Origin of the sequence: Thioclava sp. F42-5 (assembly GCF_002213195.1) — a bacterium.
Taxonomy (GTDB): Bacteria; Pseudomonadota; Alphaproteobacteria; order Rhodobacterales; family Rhodobacteraceae; genus Thioclava; species Thioclava nitratireducens.
On sequence record NZ_NBNZ01000002.1, the window covers coordinates 135153 to 150564 of the forward strand.

18 protein-coding genes are annotated in these 15412 nt (G+C 63.7%); 4 read left to right on the top strand and 14 right to left on the bottom strand.

Features of this window, described 5'->3' with window-relative positions:
- The first annotated feature begins 1 nt into the window (after window position 1).
- A complete protein-coding gene (locus B6V74_RS05920; RefSeq protein ID WP_075773901.1) occupies window positions 2–559 on the top strand; it encodes a F0F1 ATP synthase subunit B in 558 nt (185 codons plus the stop codon).
- Window positions 560–616: 57 nt separating this feature from the next.
- Here B6V74_RS05920 and B6V74_RS05925 read toward each other — a convergent pair whose 3' ends face one another.
- The 3 genes from B6V74_RS05925 to B6V74_RS05935 all read right to left on the bottom strand — a co-directional run bounded on the left by B6V74_RS05925 (window position 617) and on the right by B6V74_RS05935 (window position 3153).
- Window positions 617–1378, bottom strand: coding sequence for an FCD domain-containing protein (locus B6V74_RS05925; protein ID WP_075773902.1), 762 nt, complete (start codon window positions 1376–1378; stop codon window positions 617–619).
- Window positions 1379–1476: 98 nt separating this feature from the next.
- On the bottom strand, window positions 1477–2157 hold the full coding sequence (locus B6V74_RS05930; RefSeq protein WP_075773903.1) for an OmpA family protein: 681 nt from the start codon (window positions 2155–2157) through the stop codon (window positions 1477–1479).
- 141 nt (window positions 2158–2298) lie between these two features.
- Complete coding sequence (locus tag B6V74_RS05935; protein ID WP_088722270.1) at window positions 2299–3153, bottom strand: methylated-DNA--[protein]-cysteine S-methyltransferase; 855 nt, start codon at window positions 3151–3153, stop codon at window positions 2299–2301.
- A gap of 115 nt (window positions 3154–3268) precedes the next feature.
- Here B6V74_RS05935 and nth point away from each other — a divergent pair, with 115 nt between their 5' ends.
- Window positions 3269–3913 carry an endonuclease III gene (gene nth, locus B6V74_RS05940; RefSeq protein WP_088722271.1) on the top strand — a complete coding sequence of 215 codons (645 nt, stop codon included), beginning with the start codon at window positions 3269–3271 and terminating at the stop codon, window positions 3911–3913.
- Between the two features lie 19 nt (window positions 3914–3932).
- Complete coding sequence (locus B6V74_RS05945) at window positions 3933–4919, top strand: adenosine kinase (protein WP_088722272.1); 987 nt, start codon at window positions 3933–3935, stop codon at window positions 4917–4919.
- A gap of 40 nt (window positions 4920–4959) precedes the next feature.
- Here B6V74_RS05945 and B6V74_RS05950 read toward each other — a convergent pair whose 3' ends face one another.
- Window positions 4960–5340, bottom strand: a complete 381-nt coding sequence (locus tag B6V74_RS05950; protein ID WP_075773907.1) for an HIT domain-containing protein — start codon at window positions 5338–5340, stop codon at window positions 4960–4962.
- Between the two features lie 11 nt (window positions 5341–5351).
- A complete protein-coding gene (locus tag B6V74_RS05955; protein ID WP_075773908.1) occupies window positions 5352–6926 on the bottom strand; it encodes a DUF5928 domain-containing protein in 1575 nt (524 codons plus the stop codon).
- Between the two features lie 150 nt (window positions 6927–7076).
- Here B6V74_RS05955 and B6V74_RS05960 point away from each other — a divergent pair, with 150 nt between their 5' ends.
- Window positions 7077–7895, top strand: a complete 819-nt coding sequence (locus B6V74_RS05960; RefSeq protein ID WP_088722273.1) for a sulfotransferase family protein — start codon at window positions 7077–7079, stop codon at window positions 7893–7895.
- Here B6V74_RS05960 and B6V74_RS05965 read toward each other — a convergent pair whose 3' ends face one another.
- The 9 genes from B6V74_RS05965 to B6V74_RS06005 all read right to left on the bottom strand — a co-directional run bounded on the left by B6V74_RS05965 (window position 7896) and on the right by B6V74_RS06005 (window position 15326).
- Entirely contained in the window at window positions 7896–8336 is a 441-nt protein-coding gene (locus B6V74_RS05965; protein WP_088722274.1) for a molybdenum cofactor biosynthesis protein MoaE, read from the bottom strand.
- 1 nt (window position 8337) lies between these two features.
- Window positions 8338–8586: a molybdopterin converting factor subunit 1 gene (moaD, locus tag B6V74_RS05970; protein ID WP_075773911.1), complete on the bottom strand. Its 249-nt coding sequence runs from the start codon at window positions 8584–8586 to the stop codon at window positions 8338–8340.
- Window positions 8579–9208 (bottom strand): CDP-diacylglycerol--glycerol-3-phosphate 3-phosphatidyltransferase, encoded by a 630-nt coding sequence (gene pgsA / locus B6V74_RS05975; protein WP_075773912.1) that lies wholly within the window; start codon window positions 9206–9208, stop codon window positions 8579–8581. Before pgsA ends, moaD begins: the two co-directional genes overlap by 8 nt.
- Window positions 9209–9253: 45 nt before the next feature.
- Complete coding sequence (locus tag B6V74_RS05980) at window positions 9254–10312, bottom strand: lysine-2,3-aminomutase-like protein (RefSeq protein ID WP_088722275.1); 1059 nt, start codon at window positions 10310–10312, stop codon at window positions 9254–9256.
- A gap of 1 nt (window position 10313) precedes the next feature.
- Complete coding sequence (gene uvrC, locus B6V74_RS05985) at window positions 10314–12221, bottom strand: excinuclease ABC subunit UvrC (protein WP_088722276.1); 1908 nt, start codon at window positions 12219–12221, stop codon at window positions 10314–10316.
- Between the two features lie 298 nt (window positions 12222–12519).
- Entirely contained in the window at window positions 12520–13296 is a 777-nt protein-coding gene (locus tag B6V74_RS05990) for an SDR family oxidoreductase (protein ID WP_088722277.1), read from the bottom strand.
- Window positions 13293–14273, bottom strand: coding sequence for a calcium/sodium antiporter (locus B6V74_RS05995; protein ID WP_088719512.1), 981 nt, complete (start codon window positions 14271–14273; stop codon window positions 13293–13295). Before B6V74_RS05995 ends, B6V74_RS05990 begins: the two co-directional genes overlap by 4 nt.
- Window positions 14270–14482 (bottom strand): hypothetical protein, encoded by a 213-nt coding sequence (locus B6V74_RS06000; RefSeq protein WP_088722278.1) that lies wholly within the window; start codon window positions 14480–14482, stop codon window positions 14270–14272. Before B6V74_RS06000 ends, B6V74_RS05995 begins: the two co-directional genes overlap by 4 nt.
- Window positions 14483–14486: 4 nt before the next feature.
- Window positions 14487–15326 (bottom strand): S49 family peptidase, encoded by an 840-nt coding sequence (locus B6V74_RS06005; RefSeq protein ID WP_088722279.1) that lies wholly within the window; start codon window positions 15324–15326, stop codon window positions 14487–14489.
- Window positions 15327–15412 lie beyond the last annotated feature (86 nt).

Sequence of the window (15412 nt, forward strand, 5' to 3'; positions counted from 1 at the left end):
GATGAAGAAACTCTCGCTTCTCCTTCCGCTCGTGGCGGCACAGCCCGCCTTCGCGGCAACTGGTCCGTTCTTCTCGCTGTGGAACACGAATTTCATCGTGACCATCGCCTTCATCATCTTCGTGGCCATCGTGCTCTACGCGAAGGTGCCGGCGACGCTGGGCAAGATGCTCGACAAGCGTGCGGCGAACATCCGTTCGGATCTCGACGAAGCTCGCAAGCTGCGTGACGAGGCACAGGCGGTTCTGGCCAGCTACGAGCGCAAGGCGCGCGAAGTGCAGGGGCAGGCCGACCAGATCGTCGCCGCCGCCAAGCGCGACGCCGAAGCCGCCGCAGAGAAGGCCAAGGAAGATCTGAAGGTCTCGATCGAGCGCCGCCTGAAGGCCGCTGACGAGCAGATCGCCTCGGCCGAGGCGCAGGCTCTGAAAGAGGTCAAGGACCGCGCCGTGTCGGTCGCCGTGGCCGCCGCCGGCGATGTGCTCGCCAAGCAGCTGAGCGCGTCGGACCGCGCCGCGATGATCGACAGCTCGCTTTCGGAAGTCGAACAGCGCCTGAACTGATCTCCCTTACGGGTGACATTGAAAACCCCGGTCCGATGGGCCGGGGTTTTTCTTTATTCAGCGGTTATGTTCGAGACGTAATCGCGCGGTGGCCTCGTTGCGCTCGGCCCGGCGCATCGCCGCCATCTCGACCTCGACGAATTCCATATGGGCCGCGATGGCCTTGCGCGCGGAGTTGGCGTCGCGGCGCTGGATCGCATCGTTGATCGCGCGGTGCTGGTCGAGCAGCTTGCTGCGCGTGCCGCGGTTCTTGAACATCATGGAGCGGTTGTAGAACACGCCTTCGGCCAGAAGATCGAACATCGCGCGCATCATATGGATCATGATGACGTTATGGCTCGCCTCGATGATCGCCATGTGGAACTGCGCATCGAGCTGCGCTTCCTGCGTGGGATTGCGCTTTGAATGGGCCGCTTCCATCTGAGAGAACAGGGTCTGGATCACTTCGAGATCGGTGTCCGAGCCGCATTGCGCGGCGCGCTCGGCGGCCAGTCCTTCCATGTCGCGGCGGAACGAGATGTAATCGAACAGCGCCTGGTCGTTGCGGGCGAAGAGCCGGATCAGGGCGGGCGAAAAGGCGGAATCGAGCACTTCAGCGACATAGATGCCCGCCCCGGCGCGGGTCGTCAGAAGGCCGGATTCCTGCAGCTCCGCGACCGCTTCGCGCAGACTTGGGCGCGACACGCCGAGACGCTCGGAGAGCTCTCGCTCCGAGGGGAGGCGCTCTCCTGGGCGCAGGATGCCCTGCAGGATGAGCTGCTCGATCTGGCGCACGACGGCATTCGCGAGCTTCTCGGATTCAATCTTCTGAAACGGCATTTCCCCCTCCATGTGGTCAAGATGTATGACCAGATCAGGGGGTAGGCAATGAAAAAAGGCCGGGATTTCCCGGCCCTTTTCCCGCTCTGATGAGCGATTTAGTTGTTCGGACGAATGATGAATTCGACCCGGCGGTTGGCCTGACGGCCTTCCGGCGTGAGGTTGCTCGCGATGGGCTGATCCTCGCCACGACCGGTCGGGATGACGCGGTAGCTCGGGACGCCGCCATTGATGAGGACATTGGCCACCGACTGCGCGCGCTGACGCGAAAGGCGCATGTTGTAGGCCGCATCGCCGGTGTTGTCGGTGTGGCCGACGACCTCGACGGTGGTATCCGGATAGCGGTTGAGGCTGCCGGCGAGCGTGTACAGATCGCGCTGCAGATCGGGGCGCACGGCTGCGCTGTCAGTCGCGAAGAGCACGTCTTGCGGCATCGTCACGATCAGCTGGTTGCCCTGACGCACGACGCTGACGCCGTTGGTGGTCAGGTCGCGACGCAGTTCCTGTGCCTGACGGTCAAGCTGCGAACCGATCGCGCCGCCGATCACGCCGCCGACGATTGCGCCGGCTGCGGCTTTGGTCAGCTTCTCGTCGCCTTTGCTTTTCGCGCCGAGGGCGCCGCCGATCAGCGCACCGGTGATCGCACCGGCATTGCGATTTGCGTTCGGGCTCTGGTCGGGGTTGTTCGCCCCGGTATAGCCGCCCGGCACACAAGCGGTGAGCGCCATCGCTGCGGCGGCACTCAGAAGAATGGTTTTGGTCTTGAGAACGGTGGTCATGTTCTGTCTCTGCCTTCTCTGGTCGCCCCATGTTTCGAGGCTTGACGGAAGATACGCGTAAAAAACGCGCAGGTTCCATGCCCTTTTCGCGAAGCGCGGAATTCCGCGCATCATCTGCCGGTAGAAGCGGCGGAGCGACGCTCAATCTGCCTCTGCGCGGGCGCCTTCCCAGCCCAGAATCGCGCGTTTGACGCCCAAACCCCAGTGATAGCCGCCCAATCCGCCCGATTTGCGTAAGGCGCGGTGGCAGGGAATCAGGAAGGAAATCGGGTTGCGGCCTACGGCGGTGCCGACGGCGCGGACCGCTTTCGGGTGGCCGATCGCCTCGGCGATGTCGGAATAGGTCGTGACCTGTCCCGAGGGGATCGAGAGCAGCGCCTCCCACACCTTGATCTGGAAGGGCGCGCCGATCAGCGTCAGCTTCGCCTCGCCATGGCGGGAGAAGGCGGCGTCGACCCAAGCGCGCAGCGGCTCGGGGTCTTCGGTGAAGCGGGCCTCGGGCCAGCGGCGGGCGAGATCGTCAAATGTCTCCTGCTCGCCCATCTCGGCAGTGAAGCCCATGCCGCAAAGCCCCTGACCGGTGCCCATCGCGATCACCGGGCCGAAGGGGCTGTCGAACCGTCCCCACCGGATCGCGACGCCTTCGCCGCCACGCGCGAAGGCGCCGGGCGTCATCGCTTCCCAGCGCAGCACCAGATCGTGCAGCCGGCCCGTGCCCGAAAGCCCCGCACGGTCGGCCACCTCGTCGAGCGGCAGGCGCTGGCTCAGCAATTCGCGCACGAAGTCGAGCGTCAGATATTGCTGGTAGCGTTTCGGAGAGACCCCGACCCAGGCAGAGAACAGCCGCTGGAAATGCGCCGGGCTCATCGAGAGCCGCGCCGAGATCGCCTCGAGCGTCAGCAACTCGCCCGCCGCCTGTGCCGCATCGATCTCGGCCAGCGCGCGGGCGATGACCTGATAGTGGTAGCTGTCGGCGATGTCGCTGTGGTCGTTCATCACGCACCTCTTGGGCTTTCCCCGATCCTAGGACGCGGGCGGCAGGCACGCGACCCGAAAGCTGCGGTTTTCGCGTGGCCTTGCCCTTCGCGCGCGTGGCGGGCATTAGGAAAGCATGGCCAAGCAATTCGATTATGCCACGATGAAAGAGGTCTTCGCGCGGTTCGAAGCCTCAGAGCCCCATCCCAAGGGGGAGCTCGAGCACGTCAACGCCTATACGCTGGTGGTGGCCGTGGCGCTGTCGGCGCAGGCGACCGATGCGGGCGTGAACAAGGCCACGCGGAAGCTTTTCGCCGTGGCCGACACGCCCGAGAAGATGCTGGAGCTGGGCCTTGAGGGCGTGACCGAGCATATCAAGACGATCGGTCTCTTTCGGCAGAAGGCGAAGAACGTCATCAAGCTGAGCCAGATCCTCGTCGATCAGTATAACGGCGAGGTGCCATCCTCGCGTGCCGCGCTGCAATCGCTGCCGGGCGTGGGGCGCAAGACCGCGAATGTCGTGCTGAACATGTGGTTCGGCCATCCCGCGCAGGCGGTCGATACGCATATCTTCCGGGTCGGCAATCGCAGCGGCATCTGCCCGGGCAAGGATGTCGACGCGGTCGAGCGCGCCATCGAAGACAACGTGCCCGTCGAATACCAGCGCCACGCCCATCACTGGCTGATCCTGCACGGTCGCTATATCTGCGTGGCGCGCAAACCCAAATGTCAGGCCTGTCCGATCAAGGATCTGTGCCAGTTCGACGATAAGACCGTGTGAAACACGAGGAGAAAAACCTTTGAAACAGTATCAGGTCGTCGGCATCGGCAATGCCGTCGTGGACGTGATCGCGCAATGCGACGACAGCTTTCTCGAGCATATGGGCATCGAGAAAGGCATCATGCAACTGATCGAGCGCGAGCGCGGCGAAACGCTGTACGGCGCCATGAAAGAACGCACGCAGGCGCCGGGCGGCTCGGTTGGCAACACGATCGCGGGGCTGGGCAATCTGGGCCTGACCACCGCCTTTATCGGCCGGGTGCGCGACGACACGCTGGGGCGCTTCTACGAGGCGGCTCTGCATGGCGAGGGCACGGATTTCCCGAACCCGCCGGTGAAGGATGGCGAGCTGCCGACCTCGCGTTCGATGATCTTCGTGACGCCGGATGGTGAGCGTTCGATGAACACCTATCTGGGGATCTCGGCGGAGGTCTCGACAGAGGATGTCAGCCTCGAAGTGGTGGAGAACACGCAGATTCTGTTCCTCGAAGGCTATCTCTTCGACAAGGATCACGGGAAGGCCGCATTCCTGAAGGCGGCGCAGGGCTGTCACCGGGGCGGCGGCAAGGCGGGGATTGCGCTGTCGGACCCGTTCTGCGTCGACCGTCACCGCGCCGATTTCCGTCGTCTGGTGCGCGACCAGATGGATTACGTGATCGGCAACCAGCACGAATGGGAATCGCTCTACCAGACCGATCTGGATGCGGCGCTGAAACAGGCGGCCGAGGAATGCGAGCTGGTGGTCTGCACCCGCTCGGGCGACGACGTGATCCTGATCCGTGGCGAGGAGCGTGCGACGGTTCCGGTCAAGCGCGTGGTGCCGGTCGATGCGACGGGCGCGGGCGATCAGTTCGCGGCGGGCTTCCTCTATGGCTACGCGACGGGGCAGAACCTCGAGACCGCGGGCAAGATGGGCTGCGCCGCGGCGGCCGAGGTGATCGGCCATTATGGCGCGCGCCCGGAAGTGGATGTGAAGGCGCTGTTCGCAGAGCGCGGGCTCATCTGAGCCTGTCCGGCGCGCCCGGGATCAGGGCGGGCCACCAGCCTTAACGCATCAGCAGCATCGGCCCGAGCGGGCGACCTGCGAGGATATGCAGGTGGTAATGCGGCACTTCCTGCACGCCGTTCTCGCCCGCATTGGTAATGCCGCGATAGCCTTCGCCGCCTTCGCCCGGGCTCGCCCCGGTCATCTTGCAGACCTCGGCCACGGTGCGGTGGAAATCGACGATCTCTGCATCGCTGGCTTCAGCGCAGAAATGATCGAGCGCGACATAGGCGCCTTTCGGGATCACCAGCACATGCTCGGGCGCTTTCGGGGCGATGTCGCGGAAGGCCAGCGTATGCTCGGTCTCCAGAACGGTGTCGTTCGGGATCTCGCCGCGCAGGATTTTGGCGAAGATGTTCTGATCGTCATAGGTATAGGCCATGGCCTCTCTCCTCAGTCGCGGAAGATGTAGTCGAGTTCGGCCAATTCCTGCGCCATATCGGAGGGGATGTCGAGCGCATGGGCCAGCGCGCGTGCGTTGTCCTCGATCTCGCCGCCCTCGCGCATAAGCGCGTAATTCTCGAACTCGGCATCGCGGAGCCGTTCGGATTCATGATGCAGGTCGGCGCGGATCGTCGGCAGCATCTGATCGAGCACCTGCGGCGGCGTATGATGCCCAGCGAGGCCCACGCGTTGCGCGTGCCCCTTGAGATAGTCGTCGGAGAACTGGCACTCGATCTCGAGGATGCGGGTCTGGCATTTGTCGCGGGTGAAATCCTCGATCACGTCAAGCTCGGCCGGATCGACGCAGATCACCATGCGGTCGGCGTTCTCATGGTCGAACACCATCCGCATCAGGGCGCGGCGGTGACGGTTGCGCTTTTCGGGGCTGGTCTCGATGCCGCCGAGATCGGGCAGGGGGGCCATCTCGTTGAAAACGTAATCGAGCGCGGGGATCGAGGAGCGTTTGCGGAACTCGGCCACCAGCCGCTTCGCGACATGCCATTTCTTGCACAGGATCAGGGTCAGCGTGCGTTCGCGCCCCAAGGTCGCCTCCGCCTCCCAGAAGCGCGGTGCGAAGCGACGGCCGACGCGACCGCGCCCGGTCAGGAAGCGATGCAGCGCGCGGCCTTCGTTCGAGACGGCGAATTGGACGCCCTCGCGTGTCCACAGCTCGCCCAGACGCTGCTTCAGCTCCTTCGCCTCGGGGCTGATCTTGCGCGCGAAAAGGTAATCCTGCGCGAGCAGCAGGTCGTAATGGTCGTTGTAGAAATTCGCCGGCATCCCGTAATCGGTGAACATCAGGAAGGTCAGCGTCCGGGCACGGATCTCGGTCTCGGGGATCAGGTGGTGGACGATGGTCTGAAAGAAGGTCTCGTCCGGAATCCATGTCGTGCGGAAGAACCGCATCACATCGGGCCGCGCCTTGATGAAATCTAGCACCTGCTCCATCGTGCGCCGCCGCAGGCACCACCATTGCGAGCCGATCATCATCTGCAGATCGCGCGGCACCTCGCGCGACAGCTTCAGCCGTTTCTGCAGGTTATAGGCAAGGTAGAACCGCTTGGGCTGATTGCGCTCGTTGAACCAGTGGCGATAGACCAGCCGGTCCTCCTTCATCCCGGTCTTGATCCAGCCAGACGAAAAGAAGTCGAAGCTTTCGATGTAATCGACCTCTTCTGCGTCGAGAAAGTCATGCGCGTATTCGGCCGATTTGATCTGCATGCAATCGCCCGAGAGCATGTAGAAATGCGTGGCGCGCGGGAAATCGGCGACGGCGGCTTTTACCGCCTCCAAGGTCGCGGCGACGAGGCTCCATTCGCCCCAGCCGCATTTGACGCGCTTTTTCGCGAAGGTGACATTGGGATTGGCATCGAGCGCGCTGCGCAGCTTGCGGTAATGCTCTGGTTTGGCGCGTGCATCGAAATGGATCGCCACATAATCGCCGGTCTGCGTCAGTCGTTCCGCCTGAGCGATGATCCCGTCCGGGTCCTTATGGGTCAGAAGAATAAAGGCGATTCGGGCCATACGGGAAACGATGCGCTGTCACTTGCTGGTATTATCCGACTTGTTAGCCGGAATGAGCGTTGAAAAGACAGGGTTTCTTTGCTCTTTACTCGATATTTATTATGTCTGCGTCACCCATTCACGGGTGCGCGACCTTCTGGAGGGCTTTGAATGGGATTTCCCGGAACCTGGATGACCGAGAGCGAAAGCATGGTGTATCGCGTCGTGCCGAAATGCGCCTGCTCCTCCATCGGGCAGATCATGTTCTATTCCGACCACGGGAAATTCTTCGACGGCGACATCCACGATTCCAAGACCGGGCTGCATAAGTGGTCGCAGGAGGAAAGCCAGACGCCGATCACCGAGAACGTGGTGGCGCACAAAAGCTACGCCTTCACCTGCGTTCGCAACCCGTATCAGCGCATCCTGTCGAGCTTCTTCGACAAGATCGCGGGCATCCAGCGCAACGGCAAACGCTATCGCGGAAATCTGGTGCCGCAGCTGGTGCAGAAATACGGGATCGAGGTCGGCTCGCCGGAAGATAACTTCGATTTCGACCAGATCGCCTCGTTCCGCCGCTTCTTGCTGTTCGCGCGAGACACGATCCGCTGGCGCCGCCCGATGGAGCCGGACATTCACTGGTCGTCCATGTCGGGCCATATCTCGACCTTCATCGTCAATGGCGGGCGCTACGACAACATCTTCTTTACCGAGAAATTCAACGAAGGGATGCAGTCGGTGCTCGACGCGGTCGAGACGCCGGTGAAGGTCGATCTGGCCGACGTGCCGCGGTTCAACGAATCCGAAGGGCACGGGCCGAAGCGAGCGCATAAGGTCAGCGATTACTTCGACGACCTGTCGCGCCACCTGATCTGGGAAATCTACAAGAAGGATTTCCAGCTGTTCCAATACGACTTCGACGATCCGGACAACAAGATGCCGGTGGGCGAGGTCGATCTGGACGAGGTGCACGCAAAGCTGGGCGACTGATCACCAGCGTTTCAGCGCGTCCTCATCCTCATCCTTCGCGGCGACCCAGGAGGTGCCTTCGGGCCCGTGTTCCTTCTTCCAGAAGGGCGCGCGGGATTTCAGGTAATCCATCAGGAATTCGGCCGCCTCGAAGGCAGCGACGCGGTGGCGTGCGGCGGTGGCGACCATCATGATCTGCTCGCCCACGGCGAGACGTCCATGGCGGTGGATCACGGTCACGTCCGACAGGGACCAACGCTCGACCGCCTGATCGACGATCTTCGCGATAGCACGCTCGGTCATGCCTGGGTAATGCTCCAGCTCCAGCGCCTCCATCGCGCCGGTGTCGTCGCGTACGATGCCGGTGAAGCTTACGACCGCGCCCACATCCGCGCGGCCCGTGCCGAAATCGGCAAGCTCTGCGCCCAGATCGAAGGGCTCGGCCTGAACGGAGACTTTCATCTCAGCCTCCCGTCATCGGCGGGAAAAAGGCCACCTCGCGCACGCCTTCGAGCGGCGCATCGAACTCTGCCAGATCCTGATCGAGCGCGACCCGCAGCGCCGAGATGTCGGCAAAGGCCGCCTCGTAGCGCGGCTCGCGCGCTTTCAGCTCCTCGACCAGATCGGCCACTGTTTTTGCCTCGGTCTCGACCTTTTCCCTCGGCAGGCCGATCCGCTCGCGGACCCATGCGAAATAGAGAACGTCAATCATGGCTCGGCTCCTTCAGATAGGGCAGGGCCTTGCGGAAATAGTCCCAGCCGGTGATTGCGGTCAGCACGGCGGCGATCCAGATCAGCGCAAGCCCCACATGGGTCGCGACATCGGCGGGGGTGGCGCCCATGCGGATATCACCTTCCCCCGCGCGCGGGGCCTGACCCTGTTCGAGATAGGCGAGCCCGGTACCGAGGAACAGCACCGCGATCGCCACCATCTGCGCGGTCGTTTTCCACTTCGCGAGCTTGGTCACCCGCAGCCGCCCGGCATCCGCGCCGAGGAATTCGCGCAGCCCCGAGACGAAGACCTCGCGGAACAGGATCACGGTGGCGGGCAGGATCAGCCAGGGGTTCATGCCCGAGTAGCCGGTCAGCACCACAAGCGCGATCACCACCATCGCCTTGTCTGCGATCGGGTCGAGCATCGCGCCGAAGCGGCTCTCCTGCTTCCACGCCCGGGCAAGGTAGCCATCGAACCAGTCGGTGATTGCTGCGCCGATGAATAGCGCGAGCGCCAGCCAGTCGGCCCAGGGCCGCGAGAAATAGAGGAACATGACCGCCACGCCCGGGGCAGCCAAGAGCCTGAGCACGGTCAGGATATTGGGAAGGGTCCATTTCATGGGAGGCAACCTAGCTGCGTGCTTGGCAAAGCGGAAGAGGGCGCGTTAACGGGTCGCGGGATCGCGATATGCATGCACCGTGCCGCGTCGGTCGGTCACATGCCAGTCTCCGGGACTGTCCCCCGGCGTGAAATGGTCGGGCGTGATCGGCACTTTGCCATGCCCACCGGGGATGTCGAGCACATAGGTCGGCAGCATGGTGCCCGAGCAGCGGCGGCGCAGCTCGGCCATCAGCGCGCGGCCTTCCGCGATGGTGGTGCGGAAATGCGAGGTACCGCGCGCGAGGTCGCAATGGTGCAGGTAATAGGGTTTGACGCGCAGCTTGGTCAGGGCGCGGAACAGGCCCTCCAACGCGTCGGCACTGTCGTTGATGCCCCGCAGCAGTACGGTTTGCGAGAGCATCGGTATGCCGCGATCGACAAGTCGTGCGATGGCGGTGCGGGCGGCGGGCGTCAGTTCCTGCGCGTGGTTGGTGTGCAGCACGATCCACGCAGTAGGCGCCTTGCGCAACAGAGCGCAAAGCTGATCGGTGATGCGCTCTGGCGCGACGACCGGAACGCGGGTGTGGAGCCGGACCTGGTCGAGATGGGGGATGCCGGAAAGACGCTCCAGCACCGCGCCGAGCCTGCGCGTCGACAGCGTCAGCGGATCGCCCCCGGTCAGGATCACCTCGCGAATGGCCGGGGTCGCGGCGATATAGTCGAGCGCCTGCGTCAATTGGTCTTCCGGCAGCGGCCCGTTCTCCCCCACCGTCTCGCGGCGGAAGCAGAAGCGGCAATAAACATCGCAGGTCTTGGTGATGTGCAGGATCACCCGGTCGGGATAGCGATGCGTCAGCCCGGGCGCTGGGGAATGGGCATCGTCGCCGATGGGGTCTTCCATTTCTTCGGGGCGGGTCACCAGCTCCGCCGCGGAGGGTACGAATTGCGCGGCCACCGGATCGGTCGGATCGGCGATGGCCCCACGCATCTCGGGTGTCACGCGGATGCGGAATTCCTTGGCGACGCGCTCCAGATCGACGCGCGCCCCCGAGGCGGTCAGACCGTCGCGTTCGAGATCGGCCACGCGGGTCAGCGCGCGGGGGTGGCGGCTGTGATCGGTCATCTCAGCCCTTCTCGTTGAAGAAATTGTGGATGGTCTCGGCCATCGCCTCGGAAATGCCGTCGACTTCCATAAGATCGATCGGGGCCGCGCGGCTCACCGCCTTTGCGGAGCCGAAATGCGCCAGCAGCGCGCGTTTGCGGGCCGCGCCGATGCCCGGAATTTCATCCAGCGGGTTCGCCATCTGCGCCTTGGCGCGTTTCGCGCGGTGCGTGCCGATGGCCCAGCGGTGCGCCTCGTCGCGCAGACGCTGGATGTAATAGAGGACCGGCGATTGCCGGGGCAGGGCGATCGGGCGCTGGCCGGTACGGTGGAATTCTTCCTTGCCGTGGTCGCGGTCGACGCCCTTCGCGACGCCGACCATCGCGACGTCGCTCACGCCCATCTCGTCCATGATCTCGCGCACCGCCGAGACCTGTCCGGCGCCGCCGTCGATGAGCAGCAGATCGGGCCAGGATTCGGATTTGCGCTCTGGGTCTTCCTTCAGCAAACGGGTGAAGCGGCGCGTCAGTACCTCTTTCATCATCCCGAAGTCGTCGCCCGGCGTCAGGTCGGCGTTCTTGATGTTGAACTTGCGATACTGGCTTTTGATGAAGCCCTCGGGCCCCGCGACGATCATGCCCCCCACGGCATGCGCGCCCTGAATATGCGAGTTGTCGTAGACCTCGATCCGCCGCGGCGGTTTCTCCAGCCCGAAGGCTTCGGCCACGCCAGCCAGAAGCTTCGCCTGTGCCGCGGATTCCGACATCTTCCGACCGAGGCTCTCGCGGGCGTTGCGCGCGGCGTTCTCGACGAGTTCGGCTTTCTCGCCCCGTTGCGGCACGGTGATCTCGACCTTGCGCTCGGCGCGCTCGGACAGGAATTCGCTTACCAGTTCCTCATCCTCGACTGGGTGCGACAGCAGGATCAGCTTCGGCGGCGGGCGGTTGGTGTAGAACTGCGCGATGAAGGCCTGCAGGATTTCGGGCGCCTCGGCGCCGGAGCCGGTCTTCGGGTAGAAGTCGTGATTGCCCCAGCTCTGGTTCGCGCGGATGAAGAAAACCTGAACACAGGCCTGCCCGCCTTCCTGATGGAGCGCGATGACATCGGCCTCGGCGGTGGTACGAGGATTGATCCCCTGGCTTTGCTGCACGTTGGTCAGCGCCTTGATCCGGTCACGGAGCGCCGCGGCGCGCTCGAACTCCATATCGTCCGAGGCTTGCTGCATCTGCTCCGCCAATTCACGCTGGATCGTGGTGGACTTGCCCTGCAGGAAGCGCTTCGCATCGTCGACCAGCGCTGCGTAATCCTCCTCGGAGATCTTGCCGACGCAAGGCCCCGAACAGCGTTTGATCTGGTATTGCAGACAGGGGCGTGTGCGGGTCTCGAACATCGAATCCGAGCAGTTGCGCAGCAGGAACACCCGCTCCAGCTGGTTCAGCGTGCGGTTCACCGCGCCAGCGCTCGCGAAGGGGCCGAAGTAATGTCCCTTCTCTTTGCGCGCGCCGCGATGCTTCTTGATCATCGGGTAGGGGTGATCGGTCGCGATCAGGATGTTGGGGAAGCTCTTGTCGTCGCGTGCGAGAACGTTGTAGCGCGGCTTGAGCTGCTTGATCAGGTTCTGCTCGAGCAGCAGCGCCTCGGTCTCGGTCCGCGTCGTGAGGAACATCATCGAGGCGGTCTCGAAGATCATCCGCGCGATCCGTGCCGAGTGTCCCGAGGGCCGCGCATAGTTCGAAACCCGCGCCTTCAGGTTGCGCGCCTTGCCCACATAGAGCACCTCGCCCTTCGCGTTCAGCATCCGGTACACGCCGGGCGATCCGTCGAGACGCTTGAGGTAATCCGCGATCAGAGCATGGCCCGTCAGCCCGTGTTGCGGGCGCGTGGCCGCCGGGGGATCGAGGGTGTCCTTGTTGTTCTCGTCATCATTCATGAGCAGGCTTCGATTCTCCCCCGTGGCTGCAACCTCGCGCGACCGTTTTCAAGAAAAAACATGTCCACGAAATTTGGGGATAAGTCTGTTGGCAAACATGTGGGACCGCGGGTTCCGACCTTAATATAAGGGTTGATCGAGTGTTTGCCCGTTTTTTGAGCAATTGCGGAGCGCATTGATTTCATTGAGAAATTTTCTGCACATTTGCCAAGCTATTGAAAGGATTAATACTTTTGTGACGGTCTCGTTACAGGCCGCGGCGCAGTGCACAACTTCGACCTGTGATTCGATTTCAGGCTCATTCCGGACCTAATACATCGGGCGTCCGCCAGCCTAGATGTTGGCCGCCATCTACGCAGAGCAACTGCCCTGTGACGGCCGGCGCATCCATGAAATATCCCAGCGCTGCGACGATATCCGCCGGGTCCGCGCCACGCTCAAGGATCGTCGCCGCGCGCTGCCGGTTGAAGTGATCTTCCGACTGGCGCGCGCCCTGCAGGGTGGGGCCGGGGCCGATCGCGTTCACCCGGATATCGGGGGCCAGCGCCTGCGCGCCGGTCTGGGTCAGCGTCCACAGCCCCATCTTCGCGAGCGAGTAGGTCATGAACTCGGGCGTCAGCTTGCGCATCCGCTGATCGACCATGTTGACCACCAGGGCACGGGCCTTGGGTTCCGCGCCTGAGCGGTCGGCTTGCGGGGCCTGTGCCGCGAAATGCTGGATCAGCACGAAGGGTGCGCGCAGATTGGAGCCAATATGCCGGTCCCAGCTTTCGCGCGTAGCCGAGCGGATCGTGTCGTATTCGAAGATCGAGGCATTGTTGATCAGCAGATCGAGCGGCCCGTCGAGCAGTTGCGCCGCATGCGGCACCAGTGCCGCCGTCGCTGCCTCGTCCAGCAGGTCGGCCTGTAGGATCTCGGCGCGCACGCCCTTCGCGCGGGCCTCCGCTGCCGTGGCCTCCGCGTCCTCCGCGGAGCCGTGATAATGGATCGCGACGTCCAGGCCGCGTTCGGCCAGATAAAGCGCCATCGCACGCCCCAGCCGCTTCGCGCCGCCTGTCACCAATGCTCGTTTCATGCGCTGCCTCCAATGAAGAGGGCCACCATATAGGCCAGATAAGCCACGGAAAAAGCGATACCGACGCCGCGGGTGATCACGCGGTTGCCGAAGATGAATGGCGCGAGCGCGATCGAGGCGGCTGCCATGACCCAAAGGTCGATCTGCAGCATCTGCCGAGGCACCGGAATATCGCCGAACAGCCCCGCAACGCCGATGATGCAGAGCAGGTTGAAGATGTTCGAGCCCACGACGTTGCCGAGCGCGAGGTCCGAGCGACCTTTCATCGCCGCCGTGATCGAGGTCGCCAGCTCCGGCAGCGAGGTGCCGAGCGCCACCAGCGTCAGGCCGATCACCGCATCCGAGATGCCCATGGCGCTGGCGATCTCCGATGCGCCGCTGACCAACCAGTTCGCGCCCAGCGGCAAGCCGACGAGGCCCGCGAGAACGTAAAGCCCGATCCGCCAGAGCGGCATCTTCGGATCGACGCTTTCGATCTCTTCATTCGCCTCGGTCTCGGCCGCGCTCCCGTTGCCGCGATTGGCGCGATGGGCGCGCGCCTCGCGGATCTGCCGGAACAGGACGATGCTCAGAGCAAAGAGCAGAAGCAGCCCCTGCGCCCAGCGGATCGGGCCCATGAAACAGACGAGAATGAACAGAATCGTCGCGCCCATCATCAGCACGAAGCTTTCGCGCGTGTCGTGCAGGTCGGTGCGGATCGCGGAGATGATCGCCGGCAGTCCCAGTACCAGCAGGATATTCGCGATATTCGAGCCCACGACGTTTCCGAGCGCGATGCTCGGCGCATTGTCGAGGACGGCGGCGACGGAGACCATCAGCTCTGGCGCGGAGGTGCCGAAGGCCACGACAGTAAGCCCGACGATCAGCGCCGGAATGCCCAGGCGCAGCGACATCGCCACCGCGCCTTTCACCAGCAGATCGCCCGCCACGACCAGCAACGCCAGCCCGGCAATGATCTCGCCGAAATCCCAGATCATGACCGGCGCTCCGTCTTCTTGCTCTTGGTCTTGGAGGTCGTCTGGCAGGGGCAGGGGCCGCGTCCTATTTTCGGACGTCCGCAATCGGGACAACGTGCCGACAGCCGGCCCGGACCGCGCGGGCCCTTGATCTTCGGCATCCGCAGCTTGCCGAACATGGCGAGCACCGCCATGACGACCAGGAAGAGGGTCATGCCCTTGATGAGCATCGGGTTACAGCCCGTAGCGCGCCCAGAGCGCGCGCTCTTCGGTCGTGTCGATAAGTGCGCCTGCCGTCGCCGCCGCCATCTCGCCGCCGATCTGCGCGCCGAAACGCCGGAAGAGCGAACGCTTGGGCGCATAGGGCACGATGCGTGTCTTCTCGCCGTAGATTTCTTTCAGCTTCGGTACCGCATGGGCCAGACCGTCGATCAGGCCGGTATTCTCGGCCAGCGCTTGTCGCCCGGTCCAGATATCGCCGGTAAAGAGGTCGCGATCCGAGGCCAGTTTTGCACCGCGCCGGGACTCGACATGTTCCTTGAAGCTGACATGCATGTCCTCGAGCAGCTTGTTCAGCCGCGCGACGTCCTCGTCCTTTTCTGGGCGGAACGGGTCCATGAAACTTTTCGAGCCGCCCGCCGTGTGCACACGGCGCTGGATTCCGTGACGGCTGATGAACTCGTCGAGGCCGAACCCTGCCGAGATCACACCGATCGAGCCCACGACCGAAGTCGGGTCGGCCCAGATCTGGTCGGCGGCGCAGGCGAGCCAATAGCCGCCCGAGGCCGCGACGTCTTCGACGAAGGCATGCACGGGAATACCTTTTTCGTCCGCGAGCCTGCGGATACGCCCCGCGATCAGCGCCGATTGCACGGGCGATCCGCCGGGCGAATTGATCATCAGGGCCACCGCCGCCGGTTTCCCGCGGGAAAAAGCCCGCTCGATGATCGGGGCCATCGCGGCATCCGACAGGCCGGGCGATCCCGGGCGCGAGATGCCAATGGCACCGTGCAGACGGATCACCGCGACGAAGGGCGATTTCTTGACGAAGGGGAGGCGTTGGATCAGGCTCATGTGAGGGATGTAGAGGCTCACCCCTGCCCGCGCAAGCACGGCGATGACGGTTCCTGTCCGCGCCTGTTCGCGATTGAACCAGTCGT